Origin of the sequence: Enterococcus sp. DIV1639a (genome assembly GCF_050530445.1) — a bacterium.
Classification (GTDB): Bacteria; Bacillota; Bacilli; order Lactobacillales; family Enterococcaceae; genus Enterococcus_B; species Enterococcus_B hirae.
On sequence record NZ_CP172886.1, the window covers coordinates 1,602,898 to 1,623,348 of the forward strand.

Genomic DNA, 20,451 nt, shown 5'->3' on the forward strand with positions numbered 1-20,451 from the left:
GCTTCTTCTATTGACCTTCAAGTAACTTTAAGGTGTAAAATTCATTATTGTCTAGTAAAAGGAGGAAACAAAATGACATTACTTAAACAATTCCTATGGAAGAATAAAAAAATCGTAGGCATGACTTTTTTATTCGTCTGTTTACAAATCATTGGTACACTTGGTGTTCCTAAATTAGTGGCGACATTAATTGATGAAGGGATAGTTACTGGTCAAAACAGTAAAATTTATACCATTGGTCTACAAATGGTATTCGTAGCCTTGCTAGGTACTTTTTCAGCGATTGCTTCTAGCTATTTTTCTGCACTAGTGTCTGCAAAATTTGGCTACCAAACAAGGGAAACCTATTTTGATAAGTTCCAACAATTATCGATGAAAGATGCAGATGAATTTGGAAGTGCCTCACTCCTGACTCGAATGACTAATGATGTAGATAATATCCAACAAATGATTGTACTCTTTTGTCAAATGATCTTACCTGCACCAATCATTGCGGTGTTTACAATTGTCATGATGCTTCAATATTCCATGACATTGACGTTGATTACATTGATTTCTGTGTTTATTTATGCTGTCGTTATTTACATCTTAATGAAAAAAGGAACCCCTCTATCTCTCAGTATCCAACCAAAAATGGATCGTATCACAGTGACTTTAAGGGAATTTTTTACAGGTGTGAATATGATTCGAGCCTTTAACAATCAAGACTATGAGGAGAAGCGCACCAATCAAACATTTGAGAAGTATGCCACACAGATGATCCGAGTCAATCGCGTATTTGCTTGGGTCACTCCGATTGCTTTTTTATTAATGGGGATCGTATACAGCGCCATTCTTTGGTTTGGTGGTTCGTTGGTCAGTGAAGGTGCACTACAGATCGGGACTGTTACTGCCATCGTCGAATATTCGATGCTCACGTTGGCTTATCTAATGACTGCAGCTATGGTTTTAGTCGTCGTTCCAAAATCGATGTCCTCTCTTCGGCGGATCGAAGAAGTGTTGAATCAACCTATTGAGATCATTGATCCGGAAAATCCATCAGCAGCTTCGCTGAATATGGATGATGAGCATGTGTTATCTTTTGAACACGTTTCTTTCAGTTATACCAAAGATTCGGAACCTGTATTGGAAGATATCCATTTTAAGGTACCTAAAGGCAAAACAACTGCCATCGTTGGCGGAACTGGTTCTGGTAAAAGTACAATAGCCAAATTGCTCCTTCGTTTGAATGATGTGACCAGTGGACAGATTACATTAGGGGGGCAACCACTTCAACAATTAACACAAGAAATGATTCGCTCAAAAATCAGCTATGTTCCGCAAAAAGCGTTTCTGTTTAGTGGAACAATTTTATCAAACCTGCAAATGGGCAATGAGCATGCAACAGAAGAAGAATTGACCTCAGCTATACGTATTTCACAATTAGAGGAAGTTTTGGATAAATTGCCCAAAAAATTAGCTAGTTTTGTTGCACAAGGCGGAGATAATTATTCTGGCGGACAAAAACAACGGATGTGTATTGCACGAGCGCTCATCAAACCAGCAGATATCTATGTTTTCGACGATAGCTTTTCTGCTTTGGACTACAAGACGGATGCAAAACTAAGAACAGCCCTCCATGAAGAAATGGCTGATAAGACATTGATCATTGTGGCTCAAAGATTGAGTACAATCATGAACGCTGATCACATCATCGTTTTAGACAATGGCCGAATCGTGGGACAAGGAACTCACGAAACACTCCTTGCTACTTGTCTTTCTTATCAGGAATTTGCTAAATCACAAGGGATTTTGAAAGAAGGGAATATATGAAAACAACTGATGTAAAAATGAATAAACATAGTTTGATCCGCTTTTGGAAAATGATCCAATCTGATCACAAAACATTTTATGGCTTACTATTATGTAGTTTAATCGGTAACCTGATGGTCGTTGCAATGCCGATGATCATGGGCGTTGGTATCGATCAGCTTTTAAATCGAATCCGTACGATCGGGATTGCTGAAATGACATTTCATGATGTCAAGGATGCCCTTTTGTTCCCTGTTGTTTTATTACTCGTTTTTTCTTTTTTAAGTAGTATTACTTCTTTCATTCAAGAATACGCAATGGCTTCATTGAGTGAAAAAATCACACTTAATGTTAGAAAAGAAATGACCAAGAAATTCAAAACATTACCAATGGCCTTCTTTGATCAGCATCAGGTAGGAGATATCATCAGCCGAACAACGACTGGTTTGAATCAACTAGCACAAGTCTTGCTAACAGGGATCAATCAATTTTTCACTTCTATCGTAACGATTTTATTTTCAATTTTGATGCTGTTTTATATTGACAGCAAATTGACGTTACTGATTCTTTTATTGATCGTTGGTAGTTCATGGGTCACTCAACTCTTTGCGAATAAAAACAAAAAGATTTCTGATGACAATCAAACAGAACTAGGTTCATTAAATAATAAAGTGGAAGAATATCTTGCAGGTAACTTGGTCATCAAAACATTCAATCAACAAGATCAAGCGATCGAGTCGATCCGTCAAGTAAATCATTCACAGTACCAAGCATTTAAAAAAGCGCAATTCATGAACTTTGCCATCTATCCAGCGATTCGCTTGATCAATCAATCAGCGTTCATTTTAAGTGCTGTCTTAGGTGGGATCTTAGTAATATCTGGTGGACTCACACTAGGATTGTTACAAGCTTATCTGCAGTACATCAATCAAATCTCTGAACCGATCTCGACCGCTTCTTATGTCATCAATTCGTTACAATCTGCTATGGCGGCGATTGATCGTATCTTTGAGATTATGGATGAACCAAATGAGCGTTCTGATCACGAAAATACAACATCACTTGACCAGCCTGCTGGTTCAATCAGGTTCAAAGATGTTCGATTTGGTTATAGTCCAGATAAGATCTTGATGGAAAATGTCAACTTTTCGGCTAAACCAAAACAAACAATTGCAATCGTGGGACCAACTGGGGCAGGAAAAACGACATTAGTCAATTTACTCATGCGATTTTACGAGCTAAACCATGGAAGAATCGAATTCGACGGAATCGATATCACGAAATTCTCTCGTAGTGAGTTACGTAAACACTTTGGGATGGTTTTGCAAAATACGTGGCTCTTTGAAGGCACAGTGGCAGATAATATTGCTTATGGGAAACAGCAAGCTTCCAGAGACGAAATCATTGCGGCTGCCAAAATTGCCCAATGTGATCATTTCATCCGTACGTTACCTGAAGGATATGATACGATTATTTCAAGTGAAAATGGTTCGTTGTCACAAGGACAACAACAGCTATTGACCATTGCTCGGGTATTGCTGGCGAATCCTTCCGTAGTTATTTTAGATGAAGCAACCTCCAGCGTGGATACCCGCACCGAAGCAATGATCCAAAAAGCAATGAATGCTATCACAGAAAACCGAACCAGCTTTATCATCGCCCATCGGTTATCTACGATTGAAAATGCCGACTTGATTTTAGTGATGGAAAATGGAAATATTATTGAACAAGGAACTCATCAGTCACTATTAAGCAAACCAACACTTTATGCTAGTTTATATAATAGCCAATTTCAAATCACATAAAAGAGGTTGTGAAAAGTGCGCTTTGACCTAAGTAATTTTGAACACTTTTTACCTATTTTAAAACCCATAAAAAAGAGCCTGGACTTTTTTCCAAGGCTCTTTTTTATGGGTCTATTCTTTCAATCTCTCTTATTCACAAATTCAATCGTTACATAGAGAACTTTCACTTACATAAATTGTCAATGTCTCTCCTTACGCCATTTTCTTTTTGGTGTTGAAATTCATCTAAACTTTTTTAGCGATTCTCTACTTGCGATAATTGTTGTTCGAATTGCCATGTTTCTCCACCATCAGTCGAATAAAAAAGACAAGCAAACATTTTCCCTGCATCGATCGATCCATTTTTTAGGAGGTAAAACTTGGTTTCCAATTTATTGGCACTTACTTGTACCACTTCATTTGGTGACTGGAACAAATCGATCCCTCCCAATTGATACTCACCCGGGATAGCTACCAAGGATTCTTTGAATGTTAGTCCCCCATCATTCGTATAATAGATGTTTTCTCTTGTAGAAAGGAAACCCAATGTCTTCGTCACAAAACTAACATTTTGAATCGGTTGATTTACGATGGTACTGCCGCTTTTTTGCCAGCTTTGCCCTTTATCGTTGGTCGTATAAATTTTTAGACTTTCCGCAGACATTCCTGTAGAGGATGAAAATACCATGACGCCTTGATCGTTTGTGAAAAAGTTTGCTTTACGATAACGAACCTGTTCACCTTGATCTGTAATCTGACTTTTTTGCCACGTCTTCCCATTATCAGCTGATGATAATAGGTAAACGTTTTTTTGATTAGGTGAATAGATAAACCAAGAAAAAGTAGGAGAAACATCAAATGTTTTGTCCATCCATTCCCCTTTTGCAACAGTACCCGAAGTCAAAGTATAGTCCCCAAAACGCAACCAGTCCACAGCAATTGGAACGAAATGCCAGTCTTTTCCTTGATTCGTCGTCAAATACAAGGCTTGTGTTTCTGGGTCTATTTTTACGTCATTCGTTTGCTCAGTGGTCAAATTGACGGATGTTTGAACAGGTTTCAATAATCCGTCCTGATTAGTCGAAGTTGGCATTTTTCTTACTTTTTCTTCGCTTTGCATCATAGAGTGTACATTCGTTGCTACTGGTCCTGCATTAATGAATTGATAAACACCCCCGCCAATCAACAAGAGTGTTCCAACTCCAATTGCTAAATGAGAGTAAAAAGGCTCAATTCTTTTTTTGTTTTTTCGGTCTATCGGTTCATTTACTTGCATAAAAACATAGTATCGATTACTGCCATACCAAGTAAGTTGTTCTCCTAGAAAAAGTGAGACACCCTCCATCGTTTGCAGCAGAAAATAACGCCTCTTTTTCGCAAGTGTAAACTCCTTTTTGTTATGATCACTCAAGTAGAGATAATTTTCGTCCTGAGAGCCAACTGAAATATGTAACATATTCGCCACTTGTTTTTCCAGCCATTGATCATAATGCCGAGAGATGTTCCTCTTTTTGAACCATAGCACAGCAACGAGAAAAAACAAGAATAGTCCTATCGCAAAGTCAACATAACTTGAAAAATGGTACAAACTAGTGATTCGCTCCATTTTAAATGAATGTGGATGATTCTGCTTTAAATGATGGTAGATGTTTCCCCATCCGACAAAGAACAACAAGTTAGCGATAAAATACATCCCAATTTTCCATGTCATATTTTTCGTTCGTTGATTGATGATAGACAACATCTTTGTTTTTGCTGACATCAATTCAATAATCAATAATTCTTTATCCATCTTGCCAATCTCCTTTTTTTACATTATGACGTAAAACGAGGAGATTGGCTAGTTGATTTACGCTTTATTTAACGTTTATCTTTTTTTTGTAAACAAAGTATAATCCAAGTAAGAAGCAAGCCATGCCAATCATAGAAAGACTTGATTTTTGATAACCTGTAGTAGGTAGTTTTTTGTCTTCTTGTTCTTCTTGTTCGTCTTTTTCATCTTTTTTATTTTTTTCATTTTTTTCGTCTTTTTTATCTCTCTGATCGTTGTTATTCGTTGTCTCATTTGGCGTTGCTGGTACTGGCTTTTTATCCCCCGATTGGTTCGTATCCGCATCTGGTTTTTCTTTAGTTGGTTCAGCTAGCACATGGATTTCAACAGTTTTCTTTTGATGACCGTTTTGATAGGTCACTGGATAAACGCCAACTTTTGTCGTATCCACCTTACCAGAAACCATTTTCTGGTCAAATGTTAGGGGATTTCCTTCTTTATCATTGGCTGAAATAAAATTGTCTTGTGGATTCCAATTGTCTCCTACATAGAGTGTGGAACCTTTAACTACGAGTGTTTCTTTGTTCTCTTTGACCGTTACTTTGATCGTCTTACTTGCTATTCCGTTGGTATACGTCACAAAATAATCGCCCGTTTTTTGGCTATCCACCGAACCTTCCACCATTTTTGGAGTGAACGCTAGAGGCATCCCATCTTCATCAGTAGCTGAAACAAAATTAGCTTGTGGATCCCATTGATCACCCACATAAATAACTGAGTCTTTGGCCTGAATGCTCTCCTGGTTTTCTTTCACTGTTACATGAATGACTTGAGCAGCGCTACCATTAGTATAAGTAATCGGTGTCACTCCTGCTACTGAGGTATCCACTGTTCCACTGACCATACTCATATCAAATGGAAGGGGATTTCCTTCCTTATCTGTTGCTGAAATAAAATTATCCTGTGGATCCCAGGTTTCACCAAGGTAAAGCGTCGAATCTTTGGCTAAAATTGATTCATAGTTTGGCTCTTTCTGCCAAACATACGTATCTGCCATCGCTCCTGTATAGTTCGCCATCAATTCTTCTGAAGTTAGCACGTATTCCCCTGCAGGGTTCGTAACCGTTCCAGAACCAACGTTTTGCCAATAACCAGTATTTCCATCTTCTACTGGAATAGCAGGAAGATTGGCTGAATCTACAAAACGATAGCCTTTACCAAGAGTCAATTCATTGAGGCTCGTTGTTCCAGCCAGCATTTCTGCCATTTCTACGGGATCCTCAAACTGAAAATAAGAAAGATCTAATTTTTTTACTTTCGAACAATTTAAGAACATATATGTCAGATAATTCACAGACTCTGTATTGAAATTAGACACATCGATCGTCTCTAGTAACTCACAATTAGCAAACATGTATCTCATTGCTTGGACTAGACTGGTGTCAAAATTAGAAACGTCCAAAGAGGTTAAACTATTACAGCCATTGAACATATAATTCATGGATGTTACTTGACTTGTATCAAAACCTTCCACTGCGATCGTTTTCAATTTGCGACATTGATCAAACATGTAATGCAAATGAACAACCTTTGATGTATCAAAATTAGAAACGTCCACACTCTCTAATTCATAATTCAAACGAAACATCACTGAAAGATCAATCGCACTTGATGTATCGAAATTTGAGACATCCACATAGCGCAACTTCTTACATTCAGCGAATAAACGTGACATATAAACCACATTTGATGTATCAAAGTGAGCGATATCTAAGGTAATTAATTCATTACAAGCAAAAAACATTCTGTTCATGTTGACAACATTACTCGTATCAAAACTAGAAAGATCGATTGATTGTACTTTGGTACATCGACTGAACATGCCACTCATATCAACTACATTACTTGTATCGAAACTTGAAAGATCAAGATGAATGAGATTCTCTGTTTGGTCAAATGCTTCAAAAAACATATTAGACATATTCGTGACATTTGACGTATCCCATCCTGACAAATCAACGCCATTTAGTACACGACAGTCAGAAAAAAAGGAAGTCATATCCGTTACTTGACTTACGTCTAAATAAGCTAAATTCTCAATGGACAAAAGATTAGTATATCCATAAAATAAGCGATGAGTTTCTTTAGGAGCAATCGTTGGTCCAGTGAATACCATTTTTTTTATTTTAAATCGATAGCTGTTGAACCAAGGAGGAAAAAACGTAACCGGTGTTTCTCCCAATGTGCCTCCTCCAATATATAATGTACCTTCTGCATCGATTCGCCAAGAACAAGTTCCGAAAACACCACTGGCAATATCGGTGGATTCTTCTGTAGGTGTGGCAGTGTTGAGAAGCGTCTCCTCTTGTTCTGTGTTTTCCGTCAATTGATCCTGATCTAAGTCAACAGCTGATTGACTTTCAGTTGGTTGATCAAGGCTCTCTGATTCCTCTACCAGTTCTTCTTGCGGAACTTCTGTCATTGACTCTTCTAACTCTGGCTGATTTTCATCAGGTTCCTGGATCATTGTTTCTAATGGATTTTCGACCAGATCGTTTTTACCTCCTGGTTCGTTTAAACTAGTTGCTGTTTGTACTTGCTCTTCGTCTGGTTTACTCCATTCTTCGGCATAAGAATAAGAAAACGGATGAAGCAGAGATTGTGTCGCCAACCAAATCGCTAACGAACATTTGACTAACTTTTTCTTGTTCATTGATTTTCCCCCTAAATTCACCATGTTTTTAAAATAAAAGCTATTTATATAATCAACGATTACTTGAAGGAAAAGTTTTCTATTTTTTTCTTTCAAAAAAAATATTAGTAAAAAAATTGAGCTCATCGTTTATTCAAGTTAAAATAAAAAAGATTTCACTAAATAAATTACGCGGCTTTTAATTAAAGTCGGGAAGGAATAAGAATGAATAACCTATTTTTCAGATTATTAAATAACAAGCAATTACAGCGGCAGATAAGAATTCTTTACTATTTACATAAATGTGATTCGATTTCTTCAACTGAAAAACTAGTGAAAGAACTTGAAACAACAGCACCGACACTTCGCGCGGATATTGATTCTTTACAACAATTACTTCCCAAGGGAATGACCATCAAATATTATAAAAAGATCGGTTACCGATTGATGGTGTCTACATTCAAAACGATTGATTCCATTGTCATGGAGATCGCTAAAGATACAATTGTTTATAAATTGATTGACGAAATCTACCGAGGTCGTATTCATTCATTCCAAACTGCCACCGAACAGTTTCATCTCTCGCATTCAGTTTTGAGAAAGACCGTTCGCCATATTAACAAAGAATTAAAATTTTATCGCCTTACTTTATCGACTAAACAATTAGATTTATTAGGAAATGAAGCAGATATCCGTTACTTTTTATTTGAGTTTTACCATGGTTTTAGACAAACATTTACGACCAATCATTCTTATCAAACAATCAACAATACATACGAAGAACTCCAAGAAGCGACAACGCAAATCGCAACAAATTATTTTCGCATCAACTTATGGATGAATATTTTAAAACAGCGCTTATTAAATAAACAAATGATTCATCTCGAACCGTCCTTATGTAAAGAAATTAAGGCAAGAACAAGTTTCATTCAGTTTAAATCGGTTTTTAAAAAGTATTTTAAAAGTAGATTTGGTATTACCCAAGTAGCCGAGGAGGAAATTGTTTGGTCTTACCTCATACGCTTACATTGTGTTTCTTACTACCCAGCTAACAAAACTTTGAATCTGTGCTATCCAGAAGATATTCCAACCTTAGAACAGTATGAACCATTTTTACGACCATTACAGAATTCTACAACTATCACAAATGTCGACCTGCTAAAGTTAAAAGGATATCTCAGCAACCTGCGTCTGCTGACAAAAATCTCTTCTCATTTTGAGCGAATCACTTTAGAACTTCATACCAGCGTACCTATGAAAGTCAAAAAACTTTTTAAAGAATGGCAGAACTATTTAAAAAAGTATACACATGTATTACCTTTTTCTGTTACCCACTATCAAGATATCGCCTTAACGTTAAGTATTATTCATTATGCCAATTTAACCTCTTCCTCTACCCAAAAAAAAACAGACGATTTTATTTTCATTCCAAGGAGAACCCGGATTAGAAGACTATTTGACTCGATTCGTATGCCAATTGCTTCCACAAAATGTGGTTCCTCTTTTTGTCTCTAATAAATTTATTTCACATAAGATGGTTTTAGAAACTGAGGTTGCATTGGTTGTTTGCAATTATGATTTTCTAGATACAACCTGCCCTTGCCCAGTACTCTTACTTTCTTATTTTCCTACAAAAAAAGAATGGCTCGATTTACAACAATACATTTTTAAATTAGCTTATCCAATCAATGATTGATCATTAGCCGAACAAGTGAAAAAAAGAATCAACACGATTTTTAGTTTCGTGTTGATTCTTTTTAATTATTTATTATAGATTTTTGGTCCTTTTCGCATATTCCGTCTATCATTTTTAGGCTCAGCCATTTTTTTTGAACGTCCGCCGCCTTGTTTCTTTTTGATCAATTCAAGCATTTTTTCCTTTGTATCCATCTTGTACCCCTTTCTTTATGATTGTCAGCTACGTTATCATTTTCTAGTTTTCTGATTCTTTTACATGATTCACTAAGTTTGAATTATCCCTTAGGTGCTAATAGCGCCACTAATTCCACATGATGTGTTTGTGGGAATAAATCGACTGGTTGTACTTTTTTCACTTCGTAGCCTGACTCAGCAAATAACTTTGCATCTCTGGCAAAAGTTGCTGGATTGCAAGAGATATACACTAATTTCGCAGGTTCCATGTCAATGGCTGACGCAATAAAACGTGCATCTAATCCTTTTCTTGGCGGGTCGACAACGATCACAGATGGTTTGATCCCTTTGTCTTGCCATTTCTTCATGACTGTTTCTGCCTTCCCCACTTCGTAATGAGCATTTTCAATTTTGTTTGTTAATGCATTGAATTGTGCATCTTCAATCGCTTCCGGAACAAGTTCCATGCCATAGACCTCTTTAACTTTATCAGCTAAAGACAAACCGATCGTTCCAATACCAGAGTAAGCATCAATGACGGTATCTTCTTTTTGTAACGCTGCAAATTCAATGGCTGTTTGATACAATTTTTCCGTTTGTTCAGTATTCACTTGATAGAATGATTTTGAGGAAATACGGTAAGTTTTTCCCAATAGTTGATCTTCAATATAACTTCTACCATAAAGAACCTTCTCTTTATCGCCTAATATCACATTTGTTTTCTCTTCGTTGATATTTTGAACGACTGAAACGACTTCTGGCAATTCTTCATGAATAATAGAAGCAATTTCCTTTCCTTTAAAGAATTTTTCTTTTCGTGTAACTAAAACGACCATCATTTCATGTGAGTAATGACCTCTTCTGATGATAATATGACGGATTTGTCCTTCATTTTTCGCCTCGTTATAACCACGTACTTGGAAACGTTGCAAAATATCTCTCACACGTTTGATGGCTTCATCGATTGCTGGATCTTGAATATAATAATCCTCGATTTCAACTAGTTCATGGCTATTCTTTTTATAAAAACCAGTTGCTAGACGACCATCTATTCTTCTCACTGGAATCTGTGCTTTGTTACGATAGCCAATAGGATTCTCCATTGGGATGGTAGGTAAAATGTTAACCTCTGGCATCTTTGCGATCTTGCTCATGACATTTTCCACTTGCTTTTGTTTAAAAAGTAATTGCTGCTCATAGTTCAAATGTGCTAAAGGAGCAATTCCTGTCCGTAGAAGGCGATTATCCTTTAATGGTTGACGGTCTGGTGATTCGGTTAGCCATTTTTCTACTTTTCCATAACCAAATTTATTCCCAGCTTTTACTACTAGCACTTCCACTCGTTCACCTGGTAATGCATTTTCAATAAACAAAGGATAGCCATCGATTTTAGCTACGCCCATACCTTCATAACTTAAATCGATAATATCTAATGTGTAACGTTCATTTTTTTTAACTGATAGTTTCTCTTTCATAATAACTCCTCATTTAGGTTTGTAACTGAAGCAGTTTTGCTTTTAGTACTACGGTCATATCCAAAAAACGATCATTTGTGTTTTATTGGATAGGGACTTGGTACCGGGTTGCTTCAGGACATTTTTTTTAGGCACATAGAGCCTTTTTTTGGCAAGTCCATTTATTCACTTGATGCCTTCACTTCATTAACGATCCAATTGTCAATCTTTCGTTCGCCTTCTTTAGACTCAACAAAGAAAAATGACATACTGTTACATAATGACCTTCAATAAATAAGAATTAATTTTTATCATACGAAAGGGTGGAACGATCATTTGTCCCACCCTTTACGTCATTTTTCTTTATCTGCAATCTTGCCGTCACCGTCTATATCTTCATCAGTCAAACGCTCAACTTCTTTGACAAATTCTTTGCTGACCTCTTCTAACTCCTCTTCGGAACCAGTAATTGCTTCATCTGGAATTTGGTCGATGTTTGCATAAAATTCAATATGTTGATGAAGGTTTTGGAAGTGCATAGGTGCATTTCCACCATATTCGCCGTCTAAGTTAATCATGACCGGTCGGTTGATATCGTCTTCTGTTTCGACATACAAACTGCTGGTTTTCGTATAAATCACTCGAGAATCATCTACATGGCGCCCACCATTCAACATCAAGGCTGCGATATGCAAAATTTCAAAAATATTCGCTGTTTTGACAATAATTAATGAAAATTTACCATCGTCTAGCTTGGCATCAGGAGCAATCTTTTCGAACCCACCGACTGAATTAGTGAGTCCTAAAAAGAACATAGAGGCATTCCCGATGTATTCTCCTTCATCATATTTCAAGCGCATTTTGATTGGTTTCACTCGAGGCAGCATCTCTGCTCCTTTAGCTAAATATGCCAAATAGCCGAAAATACTCTTTAGTTCTGAAGGAACTTCATAAGTTAACTCCGTTAAATAACCACCCGCAGCGATGTTGATAAAGTAGCTATCTTCCGTTTGACCGATATCCATCTTAACCGTCTGATTCTTCTTGATAACTTCAGCTGCGGCTTTGATATCATCCCGTGGAATCTTTAACGCACGTGCGTAATCGTTAGTAGTACCTGCTGGGATAATCGCCATTTTAGGACGATGCTCAAGCGGTGCAATACCGTTAACAACCTCATTGATTGTCCCATCGCCTCCCGCAGCTACCACCAGATCAAATCCATTTTCTGCTGCTCTTCTTGCTTCATTTTTGGCAGAATTTTTTTCTGGTGTTGTCGCATACGCACTTGCTTCATAGCCAGAATCCTCCAAGGCTTGGAGGATATCCGCTAGATTTTTTTTCAACAATTCTTTGCCAGAAGTTGGATTATAAATAACACGAGCTTTTTTCATGATCTACTCCTAGCGTTTTGCTAATTCTTCTTGCAACAGTTTATTAACGACACCTGGATTGGCTTGACCTTTAGTTGCTTTCATGATTTGTCCTACTAAGAAACCAACCGCACGATCTTTTCCGTTTTTGAAGTCATCTACTGATTGTTGGTTATTATCTAAGATTTCGTTGATAATTGGTAATAGTTTGCTTGGATCAGACAACTGAACCCAACCATTTTTTTCAACAACATCTTGTGCGTCGCCACCATTTGTGATTAATTCTCGGAATACTTTTTTCGCAATCTTAGAACTAATCGTACCATCTGCAATCAGACGAATCATGCCTGCTAGATTTTCAGGAGTCAAGTTCGTTTGAGCTAATTCTAGTTTCTCGCTGTTCAAGTAAGCAGATACTTCACCCATTAACCAGTTAGATGCCTGTTTTGCATCCGCACCATTCTCTAAAGTCGCTTCAAAGAAGTCAGACATTTCTTTTGATAGAGTTAGAACCATTGCATCATACTCTGGTAACCCTAATTCTTGGATATAACGTTGACGACGAGAAGCAGGCATTTCCGGCAAGCTTGCTTTCACTTTTTGGATCCATTCATCGTCAATCATAAATTTAGGAATATCAGGTTCAGGGAAATAACGATAATCGCTAGAACCTTCTTTGACACGCATCAAAATTGTTTTATTAGTTGTTTCGTCAAAACGTCGTGTCTCTTGTTGGATTTCTCCACCAGAAAGTAAGACTTTTGCTTGACGTTTTTCTTCGAAGGCTAGACCTTTTTTAACAAATGAAAGGGAGTTTAAGTTTTTCAACTCTGCTTTTGTTCCAAATTCTTCCTGTCCATAAGGCCGTAAAGAAATATTGGCATCACAGCGCATAGAACCTTCTTCCATTTTCACATCACTAACTTCAGTAAATTGGATGATTGAACGCAATGCTTCTAGATAAGCATAGGCTTCTTCTGGTGAACGCATATCAGCTTCAGAAACGATCTCGATCAATGGTGTCCCTTGACGGTTTAAGTCAACGTAAGAATAGCCACCAATACCATGCATGTTCTTACCAGCATCTTCTTCTAAGTGAACTCGTTCGATCCGTATTTTCTTTTTCTTACCTTCAACTTCGATCTCGATCCAACCGTCATGCCCAATGGGTTGATCAAATTGTGAGATTTGGTAAGCTTTTGGATTATCTGGGTAAAAATAATTTTTACGATCAAAATGTGTGTCTTTAGAAATTTCACAGTTCAAAGCGAGTGCTGCTCGCATACCGAATTCTAATGCTGCTTTATTCATTACTGGTAAAACACCAGGATATCCCCAGTCGATCACATTTGTATTGCTGTTTGGTTCAGCTCCAAAATGTGCAGGAGCTGGAGAGAAAATTTTTGAGTTGGTCTTTAACTCAACGTGGACTTCAAGCCCAATGATTGTTTCAAAGTTCATTCGCCTTTCCCTCCTAAAATTGCTGGTTTTTGATTATGGAATTGTGTTGCTTGCTCAAAAGCATAGGCTGCTTGGTACATTGTTTTTTCATCAAAATAATTACCAATGATTTGTAAACCAACCGGCATATTCTCAGATAATCCCGCAGGAACTGACATTCCAGGTAAACCAGCTAAGTTAACAGGAATTGTTAAGATGTCACTCATGTACATCGTGATTGGATCATTGATGTTTTCACCGATACCAAATGCCACTGTTGGAGAAGATGGGCCGATGATCAAATCGTAGTCTGCAAAGACTTTTTCAAAATCACGTTTGATCAATGTTCGAACTTGACCCGCTTTTTTAAAGTAAGCATCATAATATCCAGCACTTAATGAGAATGTTCCCAACATGATCCGACGTTTGACTTCTTCGCCAAAACCTTCAGTACGTGAATTCACATATACATCTTCTAAGTTCTTCACATTTTCTGAACGGTAACCGAAACGAATACCATCAAAACGTTGTAAGTTGGAACTTGCTTCTGATGAGGCAATGATATAGTAGACTGCTACCCCATATTTTGAATGTGGCAAACTTACTTCTTCTACAGTTGCGCCTAATGAACGAAAAGTTTCTGCCGCTTTCAAAATGTTTTCTTTTACGCCAGGAGCGACTCCTTCGCCAAGATATTCTTTTGGTAAAGCAATCTTCATCCCCTTGATGTCGCCAGTTAATCCTTCGGCAAAATTAGGAACAGAAACACCAGAAGATGTGCCATCTTTTTCATCATAGCCACTGATTGCTGTTAAAGCTAATGCATTATCTTTGACGTTGCGAGTCATTGGCCCGATTTGATCTAGTGATGAGGCAAAGGCGATCAAACCAAAACGTGACACACGTCCGTAGGTAGGTTTCATTCCCACGATTCCATTAAATGAAGCTGGTTGGCGAATACTTCCGCCTGTATCACTACCTAAGGAAACTGGGATTTGTCCAGCAGCGACTGCAGCAGCCGAACCACCAGAAGAACCACCAGGAACTTTCGAATGGTCCCAAGCATTTTTTGTTTTCTTAAAGTAAGAAGTTTCTGTACTTCCTCCCATCGCAAACTCATCCATGTTCAATTTACCAACTGGAATCATATCTGCTTGATACACTTTGTCCATGACAGTAGCATCATAGATAGGATCAAAATTATAAAGAATTTTGGAAGCTGCAGTCGTCAACAGATCTTTGGTAACGATATTGTCTTTGATCCCAATTGGAATCCCAGCTAAGACATTATTTTCGTCAATTCCTTTTTCATCTAACGCTTTGGCTTGTGCCAGAGCTTTTTCTTCATTCAATGTAATAAAAGCTTCAATCTCTGGCTCAGTTTCTTTGATTCGCTCAAAGGTTGCTCTTGTTAAATCTTGTGCAGTGATTTCTTTAGAAACCAGTAATGCGTGCAATTCTTCTAAAGAAAGATCATATAGTTTTGTCATTATGCGCCAGCCTCCCCATTGTCAATAATTGCTGGCACTTTGATAAAGCCATCTTCTTTTTCTGGTACATTTCTCAACAATTCATCGCGATCCCAACCAGCACTTGCTCGGTCTTGTCGCATAACGTTCACTGTTTCAACCACATTTGATGTAAATGGAACACCTTCTGTATCAACTTCCTCAAGCATTTCCACCATATCAATGATTTTCCCTAATTGATCAGTAAAACTTGCAAGTTCTTCATCTGCGAACGCAAGTTTTGCTAATTTGGCAACGTGTTTTACTTGTTCTTCACTGATCGCCATACTACCCCTTCTTTCTAAACGAGTTAAAAACTTTGCTCTCTATTTTAACATAAGTGATTCCCATCTGAAATTGTTTCTTGAAATTTGTCTGAAAAAAATCAGATTTTCTTAATTAAAATGACTGTCAGCTAATGCTTCTGCCATTTTTTCTTCTGACCATACGTCGATTCCTAGTTCTTGTGCTTTGGTCAGCTTACTACCAGCGTCTTCGCCTGCAACCACGATATCGGTTTTCTTAGACACACTGCCAGTAACCTTACCTCCAAGATTTTCAATGGTTTCTTTTGCTTCTTCACGCGTAAAACGAGTCAATTTCCCTGTTAAAACCACTGTTTTTTCTTTAAAAGGTGATTCGATCGTTTCGATCTGTGAAGAACGAATCCCTTTATACTCAAAGTTGACACCTGCTTGTTTTAGTTCGGACATCAAGTCATGGACCTCTTCATTACTGAAATAAGTCACTACGCTATCAGCAATCGTATCGCCGATCGTGTCTAAAACAATGATTGATTCAAAGTCACTTTTACTTAATGTTTCCAGATCGCCAAAATGCTCTGCTAATATCTTCGCTGCCTTGGAGCCGACGTGGCGAATCCCTAAGCCAAATATCAATCTTTCGACCGAATTATCCTTACTATCGTGGATCGCTGTCAGTATATTATTGGCTGATTTTTCTTTGATTTTATCTAACGTCAGCAATTCCTCTTCCGTCAGCTTGTAAAGATCAGCCACATCTGTAACTAGTTGTTTATCATACATCTGTGCCAATACTCTTGGTCCTAGGCCATCGATATTCATGGCGTTACGTGAAACAAAATGATTCAATCCTTCTTTGATTTGGGCTGGACACTTCGGATTGATACAACGAAGAGCAACCTCTTCATCAAGATGAACTAATTCACTATGACAGATCGGACAATGTGTTGGTAAAACATAAGGTTCGCTATCAGCAGGTCGTTGATCCAACACGACTTGTGCTACTTCAGGGATAATATCTCCTGCTTTGTAGATACGAACAATATCGTGCAACCTTATATCTTTTAACTTGATGTAATCACCGTTATGCAGACTTGCTCGACTAACTGTCGTCCCAGCCACTCGTACCGGAGTCATAATCGCTGTAGGTGTCACAACACCAGTCCGCCCAACCGTCCATTCGATTTCTTCGATCTTCGTTTCTACTTCTTCCGGTGGGAATTTATACGCTGTTGCCCAACGAGGTGCTTTGACAGTAAAACCTAATTGGTCCTGTAAAGAAAATTCATTCACTTTGATGACGATTCCATCAATTTCATAGGTTAAGTCCATTCGTTTTTCATGGTATTCTTCAATAAATGACCAAACTTCATCAATCGAATGACACAAACGCTTTTCGTGATTCGTATGGAAACCGATCTGTTCTAATTCTTCTAAAGCATCATATTGGGTTGTCGCTTTCATCGGTCCAAAATCCGCTACCGTATATAAAAAAGTATCCAAATTACGTTTTGCAGTAATTTTAGAGTCCAGTTGTCTCAGTGATCCTGCAGCTGCATTTCGAGGATTTGCAAAAATATCTTTTCCTTCTGCTTCTCTTGCTTGATTTAATTGCACAAATGATTTTTTGGGCATAAAACATTCGCCGCGGACTTCGATACTGATAGCATCTTTCAACTTCAATGGGACAGAACGAACTGTTTTTAGATTTTCTGTGATATTTTCGCCAACCGTCCCATCTCCTCTTGTTGCACCACGAACAAATTCGCCATTTTCATAGCGCAAGGAAACCGATAAACCATCAATTTTTAACTCACAGCAGTAATCAACAGGGCGACCAATTGCTTTTTGGACACGTTGATCAAAGGCAAAGAGTTCGTCTTTGTTAAATACGTCATTCAAACTATAAAGCGGAATATCATGAGTCACTTTTTCAAACCCACTGAGAACTTTCCCCCCTACTCGCTGAGTTGGTGAATCCGAAGTGATTAAATCAGGATATTGCTCTTCAATTGCTACTAATTCAGCATATTCTTGATCATAAACATAATCTTCGACAGTTGGTTTATCTTCAACATAATATTCTCTGGACCAACGATTTAACCGAGATCGTAGTTCTTCTGCTCGTTTTGCAGCTTCATCAATTGTCATTTCATGTTCCATCGTTTATCCCCCCTGTTTAAACTTTTTCAATTGGCGCAAATGCTGCTAACAACCGTTTCACACCTTGACTAGGAAATGCCACGTCCAATTCTAAATCTTTGGCAGTACCATTTACCCTTACCACTGTTCCGATCCCCCATTTTTTATGGTTGACTTTATCGCCTGCTTTCCAGCTATTGCTTTCTCCACCAGTTGCTGTTTTTGAAGAAACAACAGTTGTTACTGGTTGTTTGTAGGCTGGTTTAGCTGTTCTGCTCGTAAAAGGACTCGTTTGTTTTGGCGTTGGCCGCATGCCTTGGACTTCTAATAATTCTTGATCAATCTCTTCTACAAAGCGAGAAGGTCGATTATATTGTGTCCTGCCATATAAGGTACGGGAAAAAGCATTGGTCAGGTAGAGTGCTTCTTCTGCTCTCGTGATCCCGACATAAGCAAGTCTTCGTTCTTCTTCCAATTCGCTTTCTTCCATCAAGGCTCGTGACAATGGGAAAACTCCTTCTTCCAAACCAATCAGAAAGACGACTGGAAATTCAAGACCTTTTGCGGCATGCAAAGTCATCAATGTCACTTGGGTAGTTTCTTCTTCTAAATTATCGATGTCAGAAACTAAGGCCAAGTCATTTAAAAATACAGTTAATTTTTCTTCTGGTGCATCCGCATTTTCTTCGTTTTGTTTTTCAAATTGTTTATCAAATTCTTGAGTAACGGTTAAAAATTCTTCCAAGTTTTCGATTCTTGCTTGTGATTCTAAAGTATTTTGAATTTTTAAGTCCTCTAGATACCCACTACGTTCTAAGATTTCTTTTGTCAGTTCGGTCACTGTTAGATAGGGAACCATTTGTGTGACGTCATTGATCATGTCGCCAAAAACTGCTAATTGTTTACCGGCTTTTCCACCAATGTTAGTTAAATCAACATTTTGAGCTGCTTCAAGGAGTGGCCATTGGTGGATCGTCGCAAAACTTCTTAATTTCTCGATTGAGCCAGGTCCGATCCCGCGTTTAGGCGAATTAACGATCCGTTCAAAACTGATTGAGTCTTGAGGATTCGCAATCACATTCAAATACGCTAAAATATCCTTAATTTCTTTACGGTCGTAGAACTTATGTCCGCCCACCATTTTATAAGGAATATTCGCTTTTAGTAAGGTTTCTTCCATCACACGAGACTGAGCATTAGTTCGATACAAAATCGCAAAGTCGCCATAATTCCGTTGATTTTCACGAATTTGCTCTTGCATACGATCCACAATGAAACGTGTTTCATCTCGCTCGTTATCTGCACGGTAGTAAGTGATTTTATTTCCTTCCCGGTTTTCTGTCCAAAGATTTTTCGGCTTTCGATTGCTATTATTTTCGATCACTTGGTTGGCAGCACTTAAAATTGTTTTAGTCGAACGGTAGTTTTGCTCTAATAAAATGACTGTGGCATTCGGATAATCTTTTTCAAAATCCAAAATATTTTGCATATCAGCGCCACGCCAACCGTAAATACTTTGATCAGCATCCCCCACAACACATAAATTTTGGAATCTTTGGGCGAGTAGATTAACTAAAGTATATTGTGCATGGTTCGTGTCTTGGTATTCATCCACATGGATGTAATGGAATTTATTTTGATAATAAGTCAAAGAATCTGGATGCTCTTCAAATAACCGAATGGTATTCATAATCAAGTCATCAAAATCCATACATTGGTTATATTGTAATTCTTTTTGATAAGCTACATAACACTTAGCTGCAATTTCTTCATAGTAACTTCCTTGCAACTTGGCAAACTCCTGAGGGTTTTGCAAGTTGTTTTTTGCTTGCGAAATCGTTCCAAGTATACTTCTTGGATCGTATTTTTTCGGATCAATATTCAATTCTTTTAAGATACGTTTCATTAAAGACAACTGTTCAGAAGAATCGATAATAGTAAAATTTCGGTTGTAACCGATAAAATCGACATCTCTTCTTAAGATACGCACACACATGGAATGGAAAGTCGATACCCAAACATCTTCGCTACCATATTCTAAAATGGCATTTACCCGCTCCTTCATCTCTTTAGCGGCTTTATTGGTAAAAGTAATCGCTAGGATGTTCCACGGATTTACTTCCTTTTCTTCAATCAAATAAGCAATTCGGTGGGTCAAGACCCTCGTTTTCCCACTACCTGCACCGGCCATCAATAATAGTGGTCCCTCGGTATGAAGAACCGCTTCTTTTTGTCGAGGATTCATCCCATTCAATAATTCACTTTTGGATGACATTTACAACATCCTTTCTTTTATCAATCCGTTTAATTATAGCATTTCCCCAGCTTTCATTAAAGCATATATTATCTATGAATAGGGTA

The 20,451-nt window shown here is 37.8% G+C and carries 13 protein-coding genes; 3 read left to right on the forward strand and 10 right to left on the reverse strand.

What is annotated here, in order from left to right; all coding sequences use genetic code 11:
* The first annotated feature begins 72 nt into the window (after positions 1-72).
* The gene (locus tag IGJ32_RS07245; RefSeq protein ID WP_373168893.1) at positions 73-1,812 is read left to right on the forward strand and encodes an ABC transporter ATP-binding protein; all 1,740 of its coding nucleotides are present in this window, start codon (positions 73-75) and stop codon (positions 1,810-1,812) included.
* Entirely contained in the window at positions 1,809-3,596 is a 1,788-nt protein-coding gene (locus IGJ32_RS07250; protein ID WP_342081777.1) for an ABC transporter ATP-binding protein, read from the forward strand. Before IGJ32_RS07245 ends, IGJ32_RS07250 begins: the two co-directional genes overlap by 4 nt.
* A gap of 235 nt (positions 3,597-3,831) precedes the next feature.
* On the opposite strand, the gene IGJ32_RS07255 is transcribed toward IGJ32_RS07250, so the two are convergent.
* Both IGJ32_RS07255 and IGJ32_RS07260 read right to left on the reverse strand, forming a co-directional pair.
* Positions 3,832-5,367, reverse strand: coding sequence for a WD40/YVTN/BNR-like repeat-containing protein (locus IGJ32_RS07255; protein WP_342081778.1), 1,536 nt, complete (start codon positions 5,365-5,367; stop codon positions 3,832-3,834).
* Between the two features lie 64 nt (positions 5,368-5,431).
* The gene (locus tag IGJ32_RS07260) at positions 5,432-8,059 is read right to left on the reverse strand and encodes a BspA family leucine-rich repeat surface protein (protein ID WP_325821676.1); all 2,628 of its coding nucleotides are present in this window, start codon (positions 8,057-8,059) and stop codon (positions 5,432-5,434) included.
* A 204-nt stretch (positions 8,060-8,263) separates the two neighbouring features.
* Here IGJ32_RS07260 and IGJ32_RS07265 point away from each other — a divergent pair, with 204 nt between their 5' ends.
* A complete protein-coding gene (locus tag IGJ32_RS07265) occupies positions 8,264-9,553 on the forward strand; it encodes a helix-turn-helix domain-containing protein (RefSeq protein ID WP_342081779.1) in 1,290 nt (429 codons plus the stop codon).
* A gap of 246 nt (positions 9,554-9,799) precedes the next feature.
* On the opposite strand, the gene IGJ32_RS07270 is transcribed toward IGJ32_RS07265, so the two are convergent.
* The 8 genes from IGJ32_RS07270 to pcrA form a co-directional block, all read right to left on the reverse strand.
* Positions 9,800-9,928, reverse strand: coding sequence for a hypothetical protein (locus IGJ32_RS07270; RefSeq protein ID WP_010718988.1), 129 nt, complete (start codon positions 9,926-9,928; stop codon positions 9,800-9,802).
* An 83-nt stretch (positions 9,929-10,011) separates the two neighbouring features.
* Positions 10,012-11,385, reverse strand: a complete 1,374-nt coding sequence (rlmD, locus tag IGJ32_RS07275) for a 23S rRNA (uracil(1939)-C(5))-methyltransferase RlmD (RefSeq protein WP_161651778.1) — start codon at positions 11,383-11,385, stop codon at positions 10,012-10,014.
* Positions 11,386-11,717: 332 nt separating this feature from the next.
* A complete protein-coding gene (locus IGJ32_RS07280) occupies positions 11,718-12,758 on the reverse strand; it encodes a diacylglycerol kinase (protein WP_010718986.1) in 1,041 nt (346 codons plus the stop codon).
* Between the two features lie 9 nt (positions 12,759-12,767).
* Positions 12,768-14,198 (reverse strand): Asp-tRNA(Asn)/Glu-tRNA(Gln) amidotransferase subunit GatB, encoded by a 1,431-nt coding sequence (gene gatB / locus IGJ32_RS07285; protein WP_010737716.1) that lies wholly within the window; start codon positions 14,196-14,198, stop codon positions 12,768-12,770.
* Complete coding sequence (gene gatA, locus IGJ32_RS07290) at positions 14,195-15,667, reverse strand: Asp-tRNA(Asn)/Glu-tRNA(Gln) amidotransferase subunit GatA (RefSeq protein ID WP_010718984.1); 1,473 nt, start codon at positions 15,665-15,667, stop codon at positions 14,195-14,197. Before gatA ends, gatB begins: the two co-directional genes overlap by 4 nt.
* On the reverse strand, positions 15,667-15,972 hold the full coding sequence (gatC, locus tag IGJ32_RS07295; protein ID WP_010718983.1) for an Asp-tRNA(Asn)/Glu-tRNA(Gln) amidotransferase subunit GatC: 306 nt from the start codon (positions 15,970-15,972) through the stop codon (positions 15,667-15,669). The genes gatA and gatC overlap by 1 nt, the downstream gene beginning before the upstream one ends.
* A 108-nt stretch (positions 15,973-16,080) precedes the next feature.
* A complete protein-coding gene (ligA, locus tag IGJ32_RS07300) occupies positions 16,081-18,111 on the reverse strand; it encodes an NAD-dependent DNA ligase LigA (protein WP_342081780.1) in 2,031 nt (676 codons plus the stop codon).
* Positions 18,112-18,127: 16 nt separating this feature from the next.
* Positions 18,128-20,365 carry a DNA helicase PcrA gene (pcrA, locus tag IGJ32_RS07305; RefSeq protein ID WP_342081781.1) on the reverse strand — a complete coding sequence of 746 codons (2,238 nt, stop codon included), beginning with the start codon at positions 20,363-20,365 and terminating at the stop codon, positions 18,128-18,130.
* Positions 20,366-20,451 lie beyond the last annotated feature (86 nt).

What these genes read in the sequence shown, in the direction of transcription:
- IGJ32_RS07245 (WP_373168893.1), top strand. Translation starts at nt 73, where the DNA reads ATGACATTACTTAAACAATTCCTATGGAAGAATAAAAAAATCGTAGGC.
- IGJ32_RS07250 (WP_342081777.1), top strand. Translation starts at nt 1,809, where the DNA reads ATGAAAACAACTGATGTAAAAATGAATAAACATAGTTTGATCCGCTTT.
- IGJ32_RS07255 (WP_342081778.1), bottom strand. Translation starts at nt 5,367, where the DNA reads ATGGATAAAGAATTATTGATTATTGAATTGATGTCAGCAAAAACAAAG.
- IGJ32_RS07260 (WP_325821676.1), bottom strand. Translation starts at nt 8,059, where the DNA reads ATGAACAAGAAAAAGTTAGTCAAATGTTCGTTAGCGATTTGGTTGGCG.
- IGJ32_RS07265 (WP_342081779.1), top strand. Translation starts at nt 8,264, where the DNA reads ATGAATAACCTATTTTTCAGATTATTAAATAACAAGCAATTACAGCGG.
- IGJ32_RS07270 (WP_010718988.1), bottom strand. Translation starts at nt 9,928, where the DNA reads ATGGATACAAAGGAAAAAATGCTTGAATTGATCAAAAAGAAACAAGGC.
- rlmD (WP_161651778.1), bottom strand. Translation starts at nt 11,385, where the DNA reads ATGAAAGAGAAACTATCAGTTAAAAAAAATGAACGTTACACATTAGAT.
- IGJ32_RS07280 (WP_010718986.1), bottom strand. Translation starts at nt 12,758, where the DNA reads ATGAAAAAAGCTCGTGTTATTTATAATCCAACTTCTGGCAAAGAATTG.
- gatB (WP_010737716.1), bottom strand. Translation starts at nt 14,198, where the DNA reads ATGAACTTTGAAACAATCATTGGGCTTGAAGTCCACGTTGAGTTAAAG.
- gatA (WP_010718984.1), bottom strand. Translation starts at nt 15,667, where the DNA reads ATGACAAAACTATATGATCTTTCTTTAGAAGAATTGCACGCATTACTG.
- gatC (WP_010718983.1), bottom strand. Translation starts at nt 15,972, where the DNA reads ATGGCGATCAGTGAAGAACAAGTAAAACACGTTGCCAAATTAGCAAAA.
- ligA (WP_342081780.1), bottom strand. Translation starts at nt 18,111, where the DNA reads ATGGAACATGAAATGACAATTGATGAAGCTGCAAAACGAGCAGAAGAA.
- pcrA (WP_342081781.1), bottom strand. Translation starts at nt 20,365, where the DNA reads ATGTCATCCAAAAGTGAATTATTGAATGGGATGAATCCTCGACAAAAA.